At 70.5% G+C, this 17,522-nt stretch carries 18 protein-coding genes; 16 read left to right on the top strand and 2 right to left on the bottom strand.

What is annotated here, in order from left to right; all coding sequences use genetic code 11:
* Positions 1 to 95 precede the first annotated feature (95 nt).
* A complete protein-coding gene (locus ACGFIA_RS21850) occupies positions 96 to 2,204 on the top strand; it encodes a transglycosylase domain-containing protein (RefSeq protein WP_357383889.1) in 2,109 nt (702 codons plus the stop codon).
* Between the two features lie 3 nt (positions 2,205 to 2,207).
* On the opposite strand, the gene ACGFIA_RS21845 is transcribed toward ACGFIA_RS21850, so the two are convergent.
* Positions 2,208 to 2,834 carry a TetR/AcrR family transcriptional regulator gene (locus tag ACGFIA_RS21845; RefSeq protein WP_357474657.1) on the bottom strand — a complete coding sequence of 209 codons (627 nt, stop codon included), beginning with the start codon at positions 2,832 to 2,834 and terminating at the stop codon, positions 2,208 to 2,210.
* A 124-nt stretch (positions 2,835 to 2,958) separates the two neighbouring features.
* On the opposite strand from ACGFIA_RS21845, the gene ACGFIA_RS21840 reads away from it, so the two are divergent.
* A complete protein-coding gene (locus ACGFIA_RS21840) occupies positions 2,959 to 3,741 on the top strand; it encodes an SDR family oxidoreductase (protein ID WP_357474660.1) in 783 nt (260 codons plus the stop codon).
* On the opposite strand, the gene ACGFIA_RS21835 is transcribed toward ACGFIA_RS21840, so the two are convergent.
* Entirely contained in the window at positions 3,738 to 5,204 is a 1,467-nt protein-coding gene (locus ACGFIA_RS21835; protein WP_357474663.1) for an SDR family oxidoreductase, read from the bottom strand. The genes ACGFIA_RS21840 and ACGFIA_RS21835 overlap by 4 nt on opposite strands.
* Before the next feature lie 35 nt (positions 5,205 to 5,239).
* Between ACGFIA_RS21835 and glyA the strand changes: the two genes are divergently transcribed.
* From glyA to ACGFIA_RS21765, 14 genes are all read left to right on the top strand, one after another.
* Positions 5,240 to 6,526, top strand: a complete 1,287-nt coding sequence (gene glyA, locus ACGFIA_RS21830; RefSeq protein WP_357474666.1) for a serine hydroxymethyltransferase — start codon at positions 5,240 to 5,242, stop codon at positions 6,524 to 6,526.
* Positions 6,523 to 6,960, top strand: a complete 438-nt coding sequence (locus ACGFIA_RS21825) for a hypothetical protein (protein ID WP_357474669.1) — start codon at positions 6,523 to 6,525, stop codon at positions 6,958 to 6,960. Before glyA ends, ACGFIA_RS21825 begins: the two co-directional genes overlap by 4 nt.
* Positions 6,961 to 7,119: 159 nt before the next feature.
* Positions 7,120 to 7,341 (top strand): hypothetical protein, encoded by a 222-nt coding sequence (locus tag ACGFIA_RS21820; protein ID WP_269704359.1) that lies wholly within the window; start codon positions 7,120 to 7,122, stop codon positions 7,339 to 7,341.
* A 42-nt stretch (positions 7,342 to 7,383) separates the two neighbouring features.
* A complete protein-coding gene (gene atpB, locus ACGFIA_RS21815) occupies positions 7,384 to 8,163 on the top strand; it encodes a F0F1 ATP synthase subunit A (protein WP_043328655.1) in 780 nt (259 codons plus the stop codon).
* Between the two features lie 93 nt (positions 8,164 to 8,256).
* Positions 8,257 to 8,481, top strand: a complete 225-nt coding sequence (atpE, locus tag ACGFIA_RS21810; RefSeq protein WP_018789141.1) for an ATP synthase F0 subunit C — start codon at positions 8,257 to 8,259, stop codon at positions 8,479 to 8,481.
* Positions 8,482 to 8,510: 29 nt separating this feature from the next.
* Positions 8,511 to 9,038 carry a F0F1 ATP synthase subunit B gene (locus tag ACGFIA_RS21805; RefSeq protein WP_357383902.1) on the top strand — a complete coding sequence of 176 codons (528 nt, stop codon included), beginning with the start codon at positions 8,511 to 8,513 and terminating at the stop codon, positions 9,036 to 9,038.
* Positions 9,038 to 9,859, top strand: coding sequence for a F0F1 ATP synthase subunit delta (locus tag ACGFIA_RS21800; RefSeq protein ID WP_357383904.1), 822 nt, complete (start codon positions 9,038 to 9,040; stop codon positions 9,857 to 9,859). The genes ACGFIA_RS21805 and ACGFIA_RS21800 overlap by 1 nt, the downstream gene beginning before the upstream one ends.
* Before the next feature lie 86 nt (positions 9,860 to 9,945).
* Entirely contained in the window at positions 9,946 to 11,595 is a 1,650-nt protein-coding gene (atpA, locus tag ACGFIA_RS21795; protein WP_357383906.1) for a F0F1 ATP synthase subunit alpha, read from the top strand.
* Between the two features lie 4 nt (positions 11,596 to 11,599).
* Positions 11,600 to 12,529: a F0F1 ATP synthase subunit gamma gene (locus ACGFIA_RS21790; protein WP_354871302.1), complete on the top strand. Its 930-nt coding sequence runs from the start codon at positions 11,600 to 11,602 to the stop codon at positions 12,527 to 12,529.
* Entirely contained in the window at positions 12,529 to 13,974 is a 1,446-nt protein-coding gene (gene atpD, locus ACGFIA_RS21785; RefSeq protein ID WP_357474674.1) for a F0F1 ATP synthase subunit beta, read from the top strand. The genes ACGFIA_RS21790 and atpD overlap by 1 nt, the downstream gene beginning before the upstream one ends.
* Before the next feature lie 215 nt (positions 13,975 to 14,189).
* Positions 14,190 to 15,335, top strand: coding sequence for an LCP family protein (locus tag ACGFIA_RS21780; protein WP_357383932.1), 1,146 nt, complete (start codon positions 14,190 to 14,192; stop codon positions 15,333 to 15,335).
* Positions 15,336 to 15,444: 109 nt separating this feature from the next.
* Positions 15,445 to 15,723: a F0F1 ATP synthase subunit epsilon gene (locus ACGFIA_RS21775; protein WP_357383911.1), complete on the top strand. Its 279-nt coding sequence runs from the start codon at positions 15,445 to 15,447 to the stop codon at positions 15,721 to 15,723.
* A gap of 12 nt (positions 15,724 to 15,735) precedes the next feature.
* Positions 15,736 to 16,191, top strand: coding sequence for a DUF2550 domain-containing protein (locus ACGFIA_RS21770; protein ID WP_357474677.1), 456 nt, complete (start codon positions 15,736 to 15,738; stop codon positions 16,189 to 16,191).
* A 725-nt stretch (positions 16,192 to 16,916) separates the two neighbouring features.
* Entirely contained in the window at positions 16,917 to 17,495 is a 579-nt protein-coding gene (locus ACGFIA_RS21765; RefSeq protein WP_393261701.1) for a hypothetical protein, read from the top strand.
* The last annotated feature ends 27 nt before the right edge of the window (positions 17,496 to 17,522 follow it).

Here is a 17,522-nt window from a genome sequence, read left to right as displayed (position 1 = left end):
GAACTTTCTGCGCCTTTCTCGGAAGGTGGCGGCCAAAGCGCACATTCGGGCCATTCTGAACGGGTCCGTACGGCCGGCTCCTGCGGGGAGAGCTGATGAACCGGGCCTATCTCGACAAGCTGTTCACCGTTGTGCTGGCCGGCGTGCTCGCCGGACTGGCCCTGGCCGCCGCCGCACTGCCGGCCGCGCTCGTCTTCGGGCTGGGCGTGAAGAACCTGATGCCGTACACGGCGCTGCCGGAGGCGCTCAGGACGCCGCAGCCGGCGCAGCGCTCCAACCTGTACGCGAGCGACGGGCGGACGCTGATCACCTCGTTCTACGTCGAGGACCGGGTGGACGTGCCGGTCGGCGAGGTGGCACCGGTGATGCGCGACGCCATCGTGGCCGCCGAGGACGTGCGCTTCTACGAGCACCACGGCGTGGACGTGCGCGGCGTGGCGCGGGCGTTCACCGCCAACCGCCGCGAGGGCACCCGCCAGGGCGCCTCCACGCTGACCATGCAGTACGTGCGCAACGCGCTGGCCGGTGACCCCCGGCTGACCGAGGAGCAGCGCGCCGCCGCCACCGAGATCACCGTCGGTCGCAAGATCCGCGAGATGCGGTACGCGCTGACGCTGGAACGGCAGGTCGGCAAGGACGAGATCCTCGGGCGCTACCTGAACATCGCGTACTTCGGCGCCGGGGCGTACGGGATCGCCGCCGCCAGCAAGCGCTACTTCTCCACCACGCCGGACCGGCTCACGCTGGCTCAGGCCGCGCTGCTCGCCGGGCTGGTCCGCTCCCCGGCCGACGACCCGATCAGCGGCGACGCCGACTCGGCCCGGCAGCGCCGGGCGTACGTGCTGGACCGGATGGTGGAGACCGGCCGGGTCGGCGCGGCGGACGCCGAGGCGGCGAAGGCGACGGAACTGGCCCTCAAGCCGAACACCACCCCCAACGACTGCGCCGCGGTCTCCGCCGAGCACAACGACTGGGGCTTCTTCTGCGACTGGTTCACGCAGTGGTGGAACGCCCAGCCGGCGTTCGGCGAGACCGCCGACGAACGGCAGCGCACACTGCGCCGCGGCGGCTGGAAGATCGTGTCCTCGCTCGACCCTGACGTGCAGGCCAAGGCGAGCGAGCAGGTGCGGGAGATCTACCCGGAGACGATCGCCCGCGCGGCGCCGACGGCCGTGGTGCAACCGGGTACCGGCCGGGTGCTGGCGATGGCGGTGAACCGCGCCTACGGCGCGGCCGCCAACCCGGACGGGCAGCAGAACTACCCGAACACGGTCAACCAGCTCGTGGCCGGCGGTGGCGGCATCACCGGCTACCAGGCGGGCTCGACGTTCAAGCTGTTCGCGCTGCTGGCCGCGCTGGAGTCCGGGCTGCCGCTGGACACCGAGTTCGACGCCCCGCGCGTCTACGTGACGCAGTACCCGGTCGGCGCCGGCCCGGCGAGCTGCGGCGGCCGGTGGTGCCCGGAGAACGCCAACGCCTCCTGGATGGACGGCGACCGGGACATGTGGGACGCGTTCGGGCGCTCGGTGAACACGTACTTCGCCTGGCTGACCGAGCGCGTCGGCGCGGACCGGGTGGTCGAGATGGCCCAGCGGCTGGGCATCGTGTTCCGCGCTCCGGCGGATGCCCGGATGGCCCGCGAGGGTGCCAAGAGCTGGGGGCCGTTCACGCTCGGCGTCTCCGCCACCACGCCGCTGGACCTGGCCGGCGCATACGCCGCGGTGGCCGCCGAGGGCACGTGGTGCCGGCCCACGCCGGTCACCTCGATCACCGACCCGTCCGGCCGCAGGGTCGCGGCCGGGAACGCCGACTGCCGGCAGGTGCTGGACACCGAGGTGGCCCGCGCGGCGGCCGACGCCAGCCGCTGCCCGGTCGGCGACCAGTCGATGTACCGGCGCTGCGACGGCGGCACGGCCGAGGAGTTGGCCCCGGGCCTGCGCCGGCCGGTGGCGGGCAAGACCGGCAGCTCGGAGCGGAACGCCACCGAGACGGTCGTGGCGTTCACCCCGCAGCTGTCGGTGGCGACGATCGCCGCGAACCCGGACGATCCCCGGGACGCGGTCGGTGGTGGCGTGCAGAAGCGGCAGATCGCCGCCGTGGGCCGCATCCTGGCGTGGTCGCTGCGCGACGAGCCGGTACGCGACTTCGTCCCGCCGGGCCAGGCCGTGGCCTTCCAGCACACCAGCCCGCGCACCGGCAACTGAGAGTCAGCTCGTCGACCTGCCGTACCGAGCGACCATGGTCCGGACGGCTTCGTCGACGACAGCTGCCGTGCGCTCGGGGGTGACCGTCCAGTCCGGGAGGACCAGGCGCGGCCAGAGCAGGTAATTGGAGATCATCCCGAGGAAGTGCGTGGCTGCCAACTCCGGGTCGGCGACGTCCGCGACTCCGGCCTCGTGCTCGGCCACGAGGTAGAGCCGGACGGACTCGAAGTACGGCAGTTTGCCCTGCGCGAAGTGCGCTCTGGCCAGTTCGGGAAAGCGTGGCATCTCGGCGATCACGATGCGGAACAGGTCGGTCATCTCCGGCCGGCTCAACAGCGTCGCGTAGTGCCGCCCGAGAACCGTCAAGCCGGCCACCAGGTCACCGGTGGGCGGCACGTCGGCGACGTCGTTGCGGGCCCACGAGTCGACGACGATCGCGTCGAACAATGCCGCCTTCGTCGGGAACTGCTTGAACAGCGTCGCCTTCGACACGCCGGCGCCGGCGGCGACGCGTGCCAGTGAGGCCCGGTCGTAGCCCAACTCCAGGAAGAGCTCGGTGGCGGCCTGCACGATCAGCGCGCGCTTCTCCTCCGCCACGCGCTGGTGATAGGCCGACGGCGCTGGGGTCATGCGCCCATCGTAGCGAGGTGAGTGGGTTGACTCACCACGTGCGGCGGCGTAGCTTCGGAGTGGTGAGTCAATTGACTCACCACCCGTTTCCCGGGTTGTCGTACCGCACGTACCGGAGGATCCGATGTCCCGCTTCGCCAATCAGACAGTTCTCGTGACCGGCGGCACCGGCGGGCAGGGGGCCAGCCACGTTCGCGCCCTGCACGCCGAAGGCGCAAACGTCGTCATCGGTGCGATCGACGCCGAGCGGGGCGCCGGCCTCGCCGCCGAGCTGGGCCACCGGGCACGGTTCGTCTCCCTGGACGTCTCCCGGGAGGAGTCGTGGGCCGCCGCCGTCGCGGAGACCGAGAAGGCGTTCGGCGCGCTCACGGTCCTGGTCAACAACGCCGGGGTGCAGAACCCACCGGCCCTCATCGAGTCCACCGACCGGGCCACCTGGGCTCGCATCCTCGACGTCAACCTCACCGGCACCTTCCTCGGCATCAGGGCGGCCGCCCCGGCGCTGCGGCGCGCGGGCGGAGGAGCGATCGTCAACATCGGCTCCACCATGGGCTTCGGCGGCACCGCCTTCTACGCGCCCTACGTCGCCGGCAAGTGGGCGCTACGAGGGCTCACCCGGACCGCCGCGCTGGAGCTTGGCCGCGACAACATCCGCGTCAACGCGATCCACCCCGGCGTGATCGACACCCCGTTCATCACCGAGCCGGCGGCCGGCAGCGACGCCCCGATCGCCGACTTCTACTCGCCCGAGCCATTCGCCGTACCGCGACTCGGGCAGCCCGCCGACGTCACCGCGCTGCTGTTGTTCCTCACGTCGCCGGACGCCGCCTTCATCACCGGCGCCGAGTACGTCATCGACGGGGGACTGCTCCTCGGCCCCGCGCTGCCGAGCGGCTCTCCGTCCTAACCGGCCGGGTGTTCGGCGCCCCGGGCGATGTTGCGGGCCATGCCGCCGAAGACGACGGCGTGGAACGGGGCCACCGAGGCCCAGTAGAGGTGGCCGGGCAGCCCGCGCGGGAGGAACACGGCGCGCTGGACGTAGCGGCTGCCGCCGTTGCCGTCCGGCTCGGCGCGCATCTCCAGCCAGGCCCGGCCGGGCAGCCGCATCTCGGCGCGCAGCCGCAGCAGCTCGCCCGGGACGATCTCCTCGACCCGCCAGAAGTCGAGCGCCTCGCCGACCTGGAGGCGGTGCGGGTCACGCCGTCCCCGGCGCAGCCCGACGCCGCCGACCAGCCGGTCCATCCAGCCGCGCACCGACCAGGCCAGCGGGAACGAGTACCAGCCGTGCTCGCCGCCGACGCCCTCGATGACCCGCCACAGCGCGTCCGGTGGCGCGGCCACCGCCCGCTCCCGCATGTCTGTGTACGCGGTGCCGCCGGACCAGCGCGGGTCCGACGGCAGCGGCTCGGCGGGCGCGTCCGGCCCGCTCGCGTTCGACCAGCGCGTCTCCACCTGCGCGTCGCGCACCTTTGTGAGCGCCAGCGCGACCGCCTGGTCGAAGCCGGTCAGCCCTTCGGGCGGGTCCGGCACGTACGCGGCGATGTCGTGCTCGTGCGCCACCGCCTCGTGCACCAGGCTCTCCACCAGCGGCCGGGCGATCGCGTTCGGCACCGGCGTGATCAGGCCGACCCAGTGCGAGGAGAGCGACGGGGTGAGCGGGCGCACCGGCAGGATGACCCGGGGCCGCAGCCCGGCCACCCGGGCGTAGCGCTGCATCATCTCGGTGAAGGTCAGCACGTCCGGGCCGCCGATGTCGAAGGCCCGGTTCACCTCCGCCGGCAGGTGCGCGCAGCCGACCAGGTAGCGCAGCACGTCCCGGACCGCGATCGGCTGGATCCGGTTGCGCACCCAGCGCGGGGTGACCATCGCCGGCAGCCGCTCGGTCAGGTAGCGCAGCATCTCGAACGAGGCCGAGCCGGATCCGATGATCACCGCGGCGCGCAGCACCGCTGTGGGCACGCCGCTGTCCAGCAGGATCCGCGCGACCTCCGCCCGGGAGCGCAGGTGCGCCGAGGGCAGGCCGTCGCGCTCCGCCGGCTCCGGCCCGCCGAGATACACGATCCGGCGTACGCCCGCGGCGCGCGCCGCCTCGGCGAAGTTGGTCGCCGCCTCCCGGTCGGCCGCCTCGAAGCCGCGTTGGCCGAGCGAGTGGACCAGGTAGTACGCCACCTCCACGCCCTCGAACGCGGACGGCAGCGTCTCCGGGCGGCGCAGGTCGCCCTCGACGACCTCCGCCTCGGCCGCCCAGGGCACGTCCCGCAGCCGCCCGGCCGTGCGGGCCAGGCAGCGTACGGAGTGCCGCTCGGCCAGCAGCCGGGGCGCGAGGCGTCCGCCGATGTAGCCGGTCGCGCCGGTGACGAGGCATCTCACGGCATCCAGTGTGCGGCTCCGTAGACTCCTTCGCTGTGGAGAACGCGAGGGACACCTTCTGGGGGCCGGACTTCCAGCAGCTCAGTACCGTCGACCCGGAGATCGCCGAGGTGGTGCTGGGGGAGCTGGACCGGCTGCGCGGCGGTCTGCAACTGATCGCCAGCGAGAACCTCACCTCGCCCGCGGTGCTGGCCGCGCTGGGTTCCACGCTCACCAACAAGTACGCCGAGGGCTACCCGGGCCGGCGCTACTACGGCGGCTGCGCCGAGGTGGACCGGGCCGAGGAGCTGGCCGTGTCCCGGGCGAAGGACCTGTTCGACGCCGAACACGCGAACGTCCAGCCGCACTCCGGGGCGAGCGCCAACCTGGCCGCGTACGCCGCCCTGATCCAGCCGGGCGACACGGTGCTGGCGATGGACCTGCCGCACGGCGGGCACCTGACGCACGGCAGCCGGGTGAACTTCTCCGGCAAGTGGTTCCACCCGGTCGGCTACACCGTCCGGCCGGACACCGGACTGATCGACTACGACGAGGTACGCGACCTGGCCCGGGCGCACCGGCCAAAGATGATCATTTGTGGCGCGACGGCGTACCCGCGCCTGATCGACTTCGCCCGCTTCCGGGAGATCGCCGACGAGGTCGACGCGTACCTGATGGTGGACGCCGCGCACTTCATCGGCCTGGTGGCCGGCGGGGCGATCCCGTCCCCGGTGCCGTACGCCGACGTGGTCACCGCGACCACCCACAAGGTGCTGCGCGGCCCGCGCGGCGGCATGATCCTCTGCCGTGAGCCGCTCGCGGCCCGGATCGACAAGGCGGTCTTCCCGTTCACCCAGGGCGGCCCGCTGATGCACGCCGTCGCCGCCAAGGCGGTCGCGCTGCGCGAGGCCGCGCAGCCCGAGTTCCGCACGTACGCCGCCCAGGTCGTCGCCAACTCCCGCGCGCTCGCCGACGGGCTGGCCGCGGAGGGACTGCCGCCGGTCTCCGGCGGCACCGACACCCACCTGGCCCTGCTCGACCTGCGGGAGACCGGCGTGACCGGCGCGCAGGCCGAGGCCCGCTGCGACGCCGCCGGCATCACGCTCAACAAGAACGCCATCCCGTACGACCCGCGGCCGCCGTCGGTGGCCTCCGGCATCCGGGTGGGTACGCCGAGCGTCACCACCCAGGGCATGCGGGAGGGCGAGATGCGCCGGATCGCGGGGCTGATCGCGCGCGCGGTACGCACCGATCCGGGCGCCTCCGGCGGCGCCGACGCGCTGACCGGGATGGCCCGCGAGGTCGCCGAGCTGGTCGCCGCCTTCCCGGCGTACCCCCGATGACGGCGCCACGGGCGGGCGAGCCCGGCGCCATCCGGTCCCGGCTGAACCACCTGCGGCTGCCGCTGCTGGCGTGCGCGGCCCTCGCGGTGGTGGGGGTGCCGGCGGCGGCGCTGCTGCGCGGCCCGACCGGCGCGGCCGGTTTCGCGGCCGGCGTGGCGCTGGTGATCGTCAGCTACCTGATCTCCAGCGTCTCGGTGGCCTGGGCGGACGCCGTCCACCCTCGGATGATCATGTCGGTCGGGCTCGTCACCTACGCCACCAAGATCGTGATCCTGGGCGTGGTGATGGCCGCCGTGGCGGCCACCGGCTGGCCCGGCCTGCCGGCCATGGGCGTGGCCATCATCGCGGCGGTGGTGGTGTGGACCGGAGCGCACCTGACCTGGGCGATGAGGTCTCCGCTGCCCACCTTCAAGCCGCGTGACGACGACGAGTGACTTTGCGGAATCGTGTCCGGTACGGCGGGTGCCCTGACGGGCGCGACAGGAGTAACGTGGCGCGAGGTTGACGCGCCCGCAGTACGGCCCGCACGCTGCCCGCAGTGTGGGGGGTGCCGCACATCCCCGCGCGCCCCTGCTGATATTGTTCGCCACGTCATGGCCGATGACCCCCACTCCCACAAGTCCGACGAGCACTCGTCGGAGGGTGTGGCAGGCGCCGTCGTGGGTTACCTGCTCGCCGGCATTCTGGTGTGGGGTGGCCTCGGCTGGTTGGCGGAACGGTTCTTCGGTCTGCCAGCCGGCATCGGGGTCGCCGTCGGCATGATGCTCGGCGCGGCCGGGGCGATCTACCTGATCATGAAGAGGCTCAGTGCCTGAGTTCCGGCACACGCGGGTCTGTTGAGTGCGGAGGATGACACGGTGAGCGGACAGCTGGTCGTCGCCCAGGACCTTCCCTGGCCCCCCAGCGTCGGGGATTTCTACCCGCCGGACGTGGCCGGCCCCTGGGTCACCAAGTTCAGCATCATGATCTGGATCGCCGTCGCGCTGCTGATCATCTTCTTCGTGGCCGCGTACCGGAAGCCGAAGCTGGTGCCGGGCAAGGGCCAGTGGGCGGCGGAGGCGGTCTACGGGCTCGTCCGGGACAACATCGCCCGGGAGCAGATGGGTAACGCGGGCATCCGCTTCGCGCCCTACCTCACCGTGCTGTTCAGCTTCATCCTGCTGACAAACATCTTCAGCATCGTGCCCGGCCTGCAGATCTCGCCGAACTCGCACATCGCGTTCCCGATCGTGCTCGCCGCCATCTCGTACGTCATGTACAACTACGTCGGCGTCCGCAAGCACGGCCTCGGCAAGTACCTCAAGCAGAGCCTCATCCTGCCCGGCGTGCCGTGGCCGATGCACTTCCTGCTGATTCCGATCGAGTTCCTGCAGAACTTCGTCGTCCGGCCGGTCACCCTGGCACTGCGGCTCTTCGCCAACATGTTCGCCGGCCACCTGCTCCTGCTGGTCTTCACCGTCGGCGGCTTCGTGATGCTCGGGTCGAGCAGCGTCTTCGTCCAGGCGACCTCGGTCTTCTCCTTCGCGATGGCGATCGTGATGGCCTTCTTCGAGGCGCTGGTGGCGGTGCTGCAGGCATACGTCTTCGTCACGCTGAGCGCCAACTACATCGGCACGTCGCTGGCCGACGAGCACTGAGATCCGGCTCGGCGGGCACCCGGCCCGGCCAAGCATCTGGTACCGACCGCGTACACGTGAGCCCTCACGTGTGAACTAGGAGGAATACCCGCAATGAACGTTCTTGCCGAGATCGGTGGCAACGTCAACACCATCGGCTACGGCCTCGCCGCCATCGGCCCCGGTATCGGTGTGGCCCTGGTATTCGCGGCCTACATCCAGTCGAGCGCCCGCCAGCCCGAGTCGGCCGGCTACAACCGCACCTGGCTGGTGCTGGGCTTCGCCCTGGTCGAGGCGCTGGCGCTGTTCGGCCTGGTGCTCGCCTTCGCCGTTAGCTGACGCGAGCTCCCCCGATCCGGAGGTCTGACATGTATCTCGCCGCCGAAGGCGCGCACAATCCGATCTTGCCGATCTGGCAGGAGATGGTCGTCGGAACGATCTCCTTCGCCCTGCTCGTCTTCGTCCTGCTGAAGTTCGTCATGCCCCGCATGGAGGCGATGTACCAGGCGCGGGTCGACGCGATCGAGGGCGGCATCAAGCGCGCCGAGGCGGCTCAGGCCGAGGCGAACCAGCTGCTCGAGCAGTACCGGGCCCAGCTCGCGGAGGCGCGTACCGACGCCGCCAAGATCCGCGACGACGCGCGGGCCGACGCCGACGGCATCCGGCAGGACATCCTCGCCAAGGCGCGTGAGGAGTCCGACCGGATCATCGCCGCCGGCAAGGAGCAGCTCGCCGCGGAGCGGGCCACCATCGTGCGCGAGCTGCGCACCGAGGTGGGCACCATCGCGGTGGACCTGGCCAGCAAGATCGTCGGCGAGTCGCTTGCCGACGAGGCGCGTCGCAAGGGCACCGTCGACCGGTTCCTGAGCAATCTCGAGAGCACGGGGGCCCGCTGATGCAGGCCGCCAGCCGGGAGTCGTACCGGGCCGGGGCCGAGCGCCTCGACACGTACGTCCGCGGCGCGGAGCCGTCGGCGGTGGCTGCCACCGCCGACGACATCCTCTCCGTCGCCGCCCTGCTGCGGCGCGAGCCGCGGCTGCGCCGGGCGCTCTCCGACCCGGCCCGGGCCGGCGCCGACCGCTCCGGTCTGCTCGGCGACATGCTGCGCGGCCGGATCGGCGCGGAGGCGCTCGACCTGCTCACGTCGATGGTGTCCGGCCGCTGGTCGGCCCCGACCGAGCTGCTCGACGGTGTCGAGCGCCTGGGCGTGGAGGCACTGCTGGCCAGCGCCGACCTGGCCGGCGAGCTGGGCGAGGTCGAGGACGAGCTGTTCCGCTTCGGGCAGGTCGTCGCCGGTTCCGCCGAGCTGTCGAACACGCTCTCCGACCCGATGGCCGCGGTCGAGCGGCGGGCCGAACTGGCCCGGCAGCTGCTCGCCGGCAAGGCCCAGCCGGTGACCGTCAGCCTCGTCGAGGCCGCGCTCGCCGGCTTCGGGGGACGCTCCTTCACCGGTGCGCTCACCCGGCTGGTCGAGCTCGCCGCCGACCGGCGGGACCGTCAGGTCGCGTACGTGACCGTGGCGGCTCCGCTGACCGAGGAGGAGGAGCGACGCCTCGGTGCCCGCCTCTCGGAGATGTACGGTCGGGAGGTCTCCGTCAAGCAGACGGTCGACCCCGACGTGCTCGGCGGGGCGCGCGTACAGGTCGGCTCCGACCTGTACGACGGCACCGTCCTGCGTCGCCTCAACGAGACCCGCAACGCGCTCGCGAAGCGCTGACCAGCGTCTTAGCAGCCCTGATTCGATGCCATCGGACCGGTCGGTACTAGGTATCCCGGGCCCTGAGATACTTAAGGAAGCAGAGGATGGCCGAGCTGACCATCTCGACGGAGGAGATCCGCGGCGCCCTGGAGCGCTACGTCTCTTCCTACACGGCCGACGTCTCCCGCGAGGAGGTCGGCACCGTCGCCGACGCCGGTGACGGCATCGCCCACGTCGAGGGCCTCCCCTCGACCATGACCAACGAGCTCCTGGAGTTCGAGGACGGCACGCTCGGTGTGGCGCTGAACCTCGACGTCCGGGAGATCGGTGTCGTCGTCCTCGGTGACTTCGGCGGGATCGAAGAGGGTCAGCGCGTCAAGCGCACCGGCCGGGTGCTCTCGGTGCCGATCGGTGACGCGTTCCTCGGCCGCGTGGTGAACGCGCTCGGCGAGCCCATCGACGGCCTCGGTGACATCGCCAACGAGGGCTACCGTGAGCTGGAGCTCCAGGCCCCGAACGTGATGTCCCGCAAGTCGGTCGACGAGCCGCTGCAGACCGGCATCAAGGCCATCGACGCGATGACCCCGATCGGCCGCGGCCAGCGTCAGCTGATCATCGGTGACCGGAAGACGGGCAAGACCACCGTCGCCCTGGACACCATCCTCAACCAGCGCGAGAACTGGCGCTCCGGCGACCCGAAGAAGCAGGTCCGCTGCATCTACGTCGCGATCGGCCAGAAGGCCTCCACCATCGCCTCCATCAAGGGGACGCTGGAGGAGGCGGGCGCGATGGAGTACACCACCATCGTCGCCTCCCCGGCCTCCGACCCGGCCGGCTTCAAGTACCTCGCGCCCTACACCGGCTCGTCCATCGGGCAGCACTGGATGTACGGCGGCAAGCACGTCCTGATCGTCTTCGACGACCTGAGCAAGCAGGCCGAGGCGTACCGTGCCGTGTCGCTGCTGCTGCGCCGCCCGCCGGGTCGTGAGGCCTACCCGGGTGACGTCTTCTACCTGCACTCGCGTCTGCTGGAGCGCTGCGCCAAGCTCTCCGACGAGCTGGGTGGCGGCTCGATGACCGGTCTGCCGATCATCGAGACCAAGGCGAACGACATCTCGGCGTTCATCCCGACCAACGTCATCTCCATCACCGACGGCCAGATCTTCCTGGAGACCGATCTGTTCAACCAGGGCGTCCGGCCGGCCATCAACGTCGGCACCTCGGTCTCCCGGGTCGGTGGCGCCGCGCAGGTGAAGCCGATGAAGAAGGTCGCCGGCTCGCTGCGGCTGAACCTGGCCCAGTACCGCGAGCTGGAGGCGTTCGCCGCCTTCGCCTCCGACCTGGACCGGGCCTCCCGGGCTCAGCTGGACCGCGGTTCCCGGCTGGTCGAGCTGCTCAAGCAGCCGAACTACTCGCCGTACCCGGTGCAGGAGCAGGTCGTCTCCGTCTGGGCCGGCACCGAGGGCAAGCTGGACGACGTCCCGGTCGGCGAGGTGCGCCGCTTCGAGTCGGAGTTCCTGCAGTACCTCCGGCACAAGCACGAGGGTGTCCTGGCCTCGATCGCGGACCACAAGTGGGGCGACGACATCATCTCCTCGCTCGACTCGGCGATCACCGAGTTCAAGCAGCTCTTCCTGGGCAAGGAGGAGGAGGTCCGGATCAACGAGGCGCCGGCCAAGCCGCTGGAGGGTGAGCAGTCCCGCGAGACGGTGACCCGCCTGCGCGACGGCGCCGACCGCCCGGCCGAGAGCTGATCCGATGGCCGCCCAGGTACGCGTTCTCCGGCAGCGGATCCGATCCGCCAAGGGGATGAAGAAGATCACCAAGGCGATGGAGCTCGTCGCGACGAGCCGCATCGCCAAGGCCCAGGCCAAGGTGGCGGCCTCGCTGCCGTACGCCGAGGCGATCACCGGCGTGCTGACGGCGCTGGCCTCGAACGCGCGGATCGACCACCCGCTGCTCACCTCGCGCGAGCGGGTGCGGCGGGCGGGCGTCCTGCTGGTCACGGCCGACCGGGGTCTGGCCGGTGGCTACAGCTCGAACGCGATCCGGACCGCCGAGTCGCTCATCGCCCGGCTGCGCGCCGACGGCAAGGAGCCGGTGCTCTACGTCATCGGCCGCAAGGGCGTGGCGTACTACCGGTTCCGCAGCCGGGAGATCGCGGGAAGCTGGACCGGCTTCTCGGAGCAGCCGACGTTCGCCGACGCCCGCGAGGTCGGTGACACGCTGATCAAGGCGTTCACCGCCGGCGCGGACGACACGGACGGGGACGCCGGTGCCGACGGGATCCTCGGCGTGGACGAACTGCACATCGTCTACACCGAGTTCAAGTCCCTGATGACGCAGAACCCGGTGACCCGGATCATCGGTCCGATGCAGGTCGAGGACCGGCCGCGGTCCGAGGGCGCGCTGCCGGCGTACGAGTTCGAGCCGGAGCCGGAGTCGCTGCTCGACGCCCTGCTGCCGAAGTACATCAACACGCGGATCTTCGCGGCGTTGCTGGAGTCGGCGGCCAGCGAGTCGGCCGCCCGCCGGCGGGCGATGAAGAGCGCCACCGACAACGCCGAAGAGATGATCGAGAAGTACACGCGTGAGATGAACTCGGCCCGTCAGGCCGGGATCACCCAGGAGATCAGTGAGATCGTCGGCGGCGCGAACGCGCTGGCCGCGTCGGGAAGTGAAGTGTGATGACTGTATCCGCAGTTGAGACCAAGACGGCCACGGGTCGCGTGGTCCGGGTCATCGGCCCGGTCGTCGACGCCGAGTTCCCGCGCGACGCCATGCCGGAGCTGTTCAACGCCCTGCACGTCGACGTGACCCTCTCCGGCGGTGAGAAGACGCTGACCCTGGAGGTCGCCCAGCACCTGGGTGACAACCTGGTCCGCGCCATCTCGATGCAGCCGACCGACGGTCTGGTCCGCGGCACCGACGTGCGCGACACCGGGGCGCCGATCAGCGTGCCGGTGGGTGACGCGGTCAAGGGCCACGTCTTCAACGCGATCGGCGAGTGCCTCAACCTCACCGAGGGCGAGACCATCGAGGCCGACGACCGGTGGGGCATCCACCGCAAGGCCCCGGCCTTCGCGGACCTGGAGCCGAAGACCGAGATGCTGGAGACCGGCATCAAGGTCATCGACCTGCTCGCCCCGTACGTCAAGGGCGGCAAGATCGGCCTGTTCGGCGGTGCCGGCGTGGGCAAGACGGTGCTCATCCAGGAGATGATCACCCGTGTGGCCCGGAACTTCGGTGGTACCTCTGTCTTCGCCGGCGTGGGTGAGCGCACCCGCGAGGGCAACGACCTCATCGCCGAGATGACCGAGTCGGGCGTCATCGACAAGACCGCCCTGGTGTACGGCCAGATGGACGAGCCGCCGGGCACCCGGCTGCGGGTCGCGCTGTCCGCGCTCACCATGGCGGAGTACTTCCGTGACGTGAAGAAGCAGGAGGTGCTGCTCTTCATCGACAACATCTTCCGCTTCACCCAGGCCGGTTCCGAGGTCTCCACGCTGCTCGGCCGCATGCCGAGCGCCGTGGGTTACCAGCCGACCCTGGCCGACGAGATGGGCCAGCTCCAGGAGCGGATCACCTCCGTCCGGGGCCAGGCCATCACCTCGATGCAGGCGATCTACGTGCCCGCCGACGACTACACCGACCCGGCGCCGGCCACCACGTTCGCCCACCTCGACGCGACCACCAACCTGGAGCGGTCGATCTCCGACAAGGGCATCTACCCGGCCGTGGACCCGCTGGCGTCCTCGTCCCGGATCCTCGCCCCGGAGTTCGTCGGCGAGGAGCACTTCGCCGTCGCCACCGAGGTGAAGCGGATCCTGCAGCGCTACAAGGACCTGCAGGACATCATCGCCATCCTCGGTATCGAGGAGCTCTCCGAGGAGGACAAGCTCACCGTCGGGCGCGCCCGCCGGATCGAGCGGTTCCTCTCGCAGAACACGTACGCGGCGGAGCAGTTCACCGGCGTGCCCGGCTCGACGGTCCCGATCTCCGAGACCATCGACGCCTTCCGCCGGATCAGCGAGGGGGAGTTCGACCACTTCCCGGAGCAGGCGTTCTTCATGTGCGGCGGCCTGGACGACCTCCGGGCCAAGGCCAAGGAGCTGATGGGCGAGGAGGGCTGAGAGCCCGCTCACACCCACGAGGGCCGTCCCGGCGAAAGCCGGGGCGGCCTTCGCCTGTTCGGCGCAGCGCTTTATCAGATGCCCGCTTCTCCGGCAAGCGGTTCGCCGGATCACGCGCTACCGTTTCTGACACGACTTCACATCCCGGCCGTTGATCTCTGCAACCAAACGGCCCCCCGTGCCCGTCTTCCTACCCGAGGGCGCGACGATTGGAGATGCTCGTGGGCGGTAAGGGCGGCACGGATCGCGGCAAGCGGTCCATGTGGCGCGGCGTGCCCCGGTGGGCCCGCGTCTGCACCATCCTCGGCATCGTCATGGTGGTGCTCAGCGGCTCCGTGCTGATCGGCTCACGTGCCCTGGTCGCCCGCTACGAGGGATCGGTGGGCAAGGCCGACCTCTTCGGCGACCAGGCCGCCGGCGCCAACGAGAAGAAGAGCGACATCAAGGGGCCACTCAACATCCTGCTCGTCGGCGTGGACCCGCGGACGTCCACCGCCCGGCCACTGGCCGACTCGATCATGGTGCTGCACGTGCCCGCCAGCATGGACCGCGGCTATCTCTTCTCGCTCCCACGCGACCTGCGGGTGGACATTCCGGCGTTCCCCAAGGCCGAGTACGCCGGCGCCAACGACCGGCTCAACGCGGCCATGTCGCACGGCAGCAACGTGCCGGGCCAGAACCCCAGCACCGTTCAGGGCTTCGAGTTGCTCGCCAAGACCGTGCAGGGGGTCACCGGCATCAAGCGCTTCGACGCCGGGGCGATCATCAACTTCAGCGGTTTCAAGAAGATCGTCGACGCCATGGGCGGTGTCGACATGTACATCGAGCGGGAGGTGCGCTCCGAGCACCTCCAGCCGGACGGCACGCCGCGCCAGCTCAGGCCCGGCGGCGGGGGCTACCTCGGACCGCAGGCGGTGTACAAGAAGGGCAACGCCCACCTCAAGGGCTGGCAGGCGCTGGACTACGTCCGGCAGCGCTACCCCAAGAACGGCGTGCCGGACGGCGACTACGGCCGGCAGCGGCACCAGCAGCAGTTCGTCAAGGCGATGGCGAGCCAGGCGTTCAGCGCCGACGTGGTGACCAACCCGGTCAAGCTGGACCGGGTGCTGCGCGCCGCCGGGAAGTCACTGGTGTTCAACGGCCGGGGCAACAGCGTGGTGGACTTCGGGCTGGCCCTGAAGGACATCCGCCCCGACGCGATCGAGACGATCAAGCTGCCGGGCGGCTCGATCGGCACCGGCGGCAACTACCGGGGCGAGGAACTGCTCGAACCGGCGGAGGACTTCTTCACCGCGCTGCGCACCGAACAGCTCGACGCGTTCCTGCTGGAGCACCCCGACTTCATCCAGAAGACCAAGTAGCCTGAGCGGGTGCGGGGCCGTGGTGGCAGGGCTCTCACCACCCGCGTTGGGTGGGCTGCGGGGGCGCGACTAGACTTTCGGCAATCCGCCGCCGCAGCAAGGAGACAGCGTGGCACAGCAGCTTCACGTCGAGCTCGTAGCCGTCGAGGAGAAGGTCTGGACCGGCGAGGCCGAGATGGTCGTCGCGCGGACGACCGAGGGTGAGCTCGGTGTGCTGCCAGGGCACGCACCGCTGCTCGGCCAGCTCGCCGAACCCAGCCAGGTACGCATCAAGCAGGCCGGTGGCCAGCAGATCGCGTTCGACGTGGACGGCGGCTTCCTGTCGGTGACCGGTGAGGGCGTCACAGTCCTCGCCGAGAGCGCAACCCCCGCCACCCCGGCCCGCTGAGCCGACCCGCCGATGGAGATCGTCGAAGGGATCGGAATCGGCTTCGCGATCATCGTCGTCGCGCTTCTGATCCTCTTCATCCGGCGGGCCCTGTTCACCCGTAGCGGTGGCATCATCCGGCTGAGCGTCCGGGTCAACACGATCCTCGACGGTCGTGGCTGGTCACCCGGGTTCGGTCGCTTCGTGGGCGACGAGCTCCGCTGGTATCGCATGTTCAGCTTCGCGCTGCGCCCCAAGCGGGTGCTCTCGCGCAAGGGGCTGGCGGTCGAGCGCCGCCGGCTGCCCGAGGGGCAGGAGTGCATGTCGATGCCCGCCGAGTGGGTGATCCTGCGCTGTACCAGCCACCACGCCCCGATCGAGATCGCCATGGCGCGATCCACTGTCACCGGATTCCTGTCCTGGCTCGAGGCCGCCCCGCCCGGGGCGGTCTCGCCGCGTCTGGCCTCCCAGGACTGGCCCGCCGCCTGACCGTCCCGCGCGCACAACCAACAGCGCCGCCGAGCCCCACCCGCCCGTCACCGCCAGCCGCCTCCTCCAAGCCCCGCGCGATCTTGCACTTGCGTACCCCCCAAACCTCGCAAACAGGGCATTCCAGAGGCCGAAACTGCAAGATCGCGCGGAGGACCTCCCGGGGTCGGCTCCCGTCCCCCGTTCTTCCTCGCCGGCTTCTCGTCCCTGCCGCCCAGTCCTCGGAGACCGCCTCCAGCCCGGTCGATCATGAGGTTGGCGGCGACAAACCGGACACCAGCTGCCGTCAACCTCATGATCGACCGCACTCGGCGGGTGCCCGGGGGGATTTCGCCGGTGATCAAGGAGTTTGTGTCCTCGTTGACGCAGAAGGCTGCCGCGAAGTCCTTGATCACGGGTGGCGGGGCGCGGTGCTGGGGGCGGGCTTGGGGGTTTGGGGTGGGTGTCTGGTTCGGGGGTGGTGGGTGGCACTCTGGGGGTGGAATCGTCGGCGGGTGGGTGGCGTTGTAGCCGGGTGAACGACCGAGTAAGGGCTCGCCCCAGGCGGGGCGGTATCCGTGAAGGTCCGGGAATCATCCCGGGCCGCCGGTCGTTGTGCATGGTTCCGGCGCCGCGACGTGGCACCCCTGCCCCGCGAGTGGCCGGTTCCCCCCGAGACTTTTTGAGCGCCTGACGGTGCCACGTGCCCACCCGGGTGCGGTCGACCCCCGAATGGAGCCCCCATCATGAACACGATCCTGCGGAAGAGCATTCTCGGTATCGCTGGTCTGGCTTTCACCGGTGGCGTGTTCGCCGGCCCGGTCGCGGCCCACGCGGCGGACACCACCCACGCGGCCAAGCCGGTCTCGGCCACCGTGCAGCAGGGCGACAAGCTGGTCCCGCACGGTGTGCAGGGCAACCAGTCGCGTATCGACCTGAACGACGAGCAGACGAAGAATGTGAAGGCGATCATCGCGGCGACGAAGAAGGCCGGTATGGACGAGCGTGCCGCTGTCGTGTCGATCGCGACGGCGTTGCAGGAGTCGAAGCTGGAGAACCTCGGCCACCTCGGTGACCGTAACGACCACGACTCGCAGGGCCTGTTCCAGCAGCGTCCCTCCAGCGGGTGGGGCACGGTGGAGCAGATCACCGACCCCGAGTACTCCACGACCGCGTTCCTGAAGGGCCTCAAGCAGGTCGACGGCTGGAAGGACATGCCACTGACCAAGGCCGCCCAGACCGTCCAGGTCTCCGCCTACCCGGACCACTACGCCCAGTGGGAGCAGCAGGCCGCCGACCTGGTCGCCGAGCACTGGAACAAGTAAGACGAACAAACAGCGAGAGGCCGGCAC

Source organism: Micromonospora sp. NPDC049203 (assembly GCF_043197215.1).
Classification (GTDB): Bacteria; Actinomycetota; Actinomycetes; order Mycobacteriales; family Micromonosporaceae; genus Micromonospora.
This window is presented reverse-complemented; position numbering and strand designations above follow the sequence as displayed.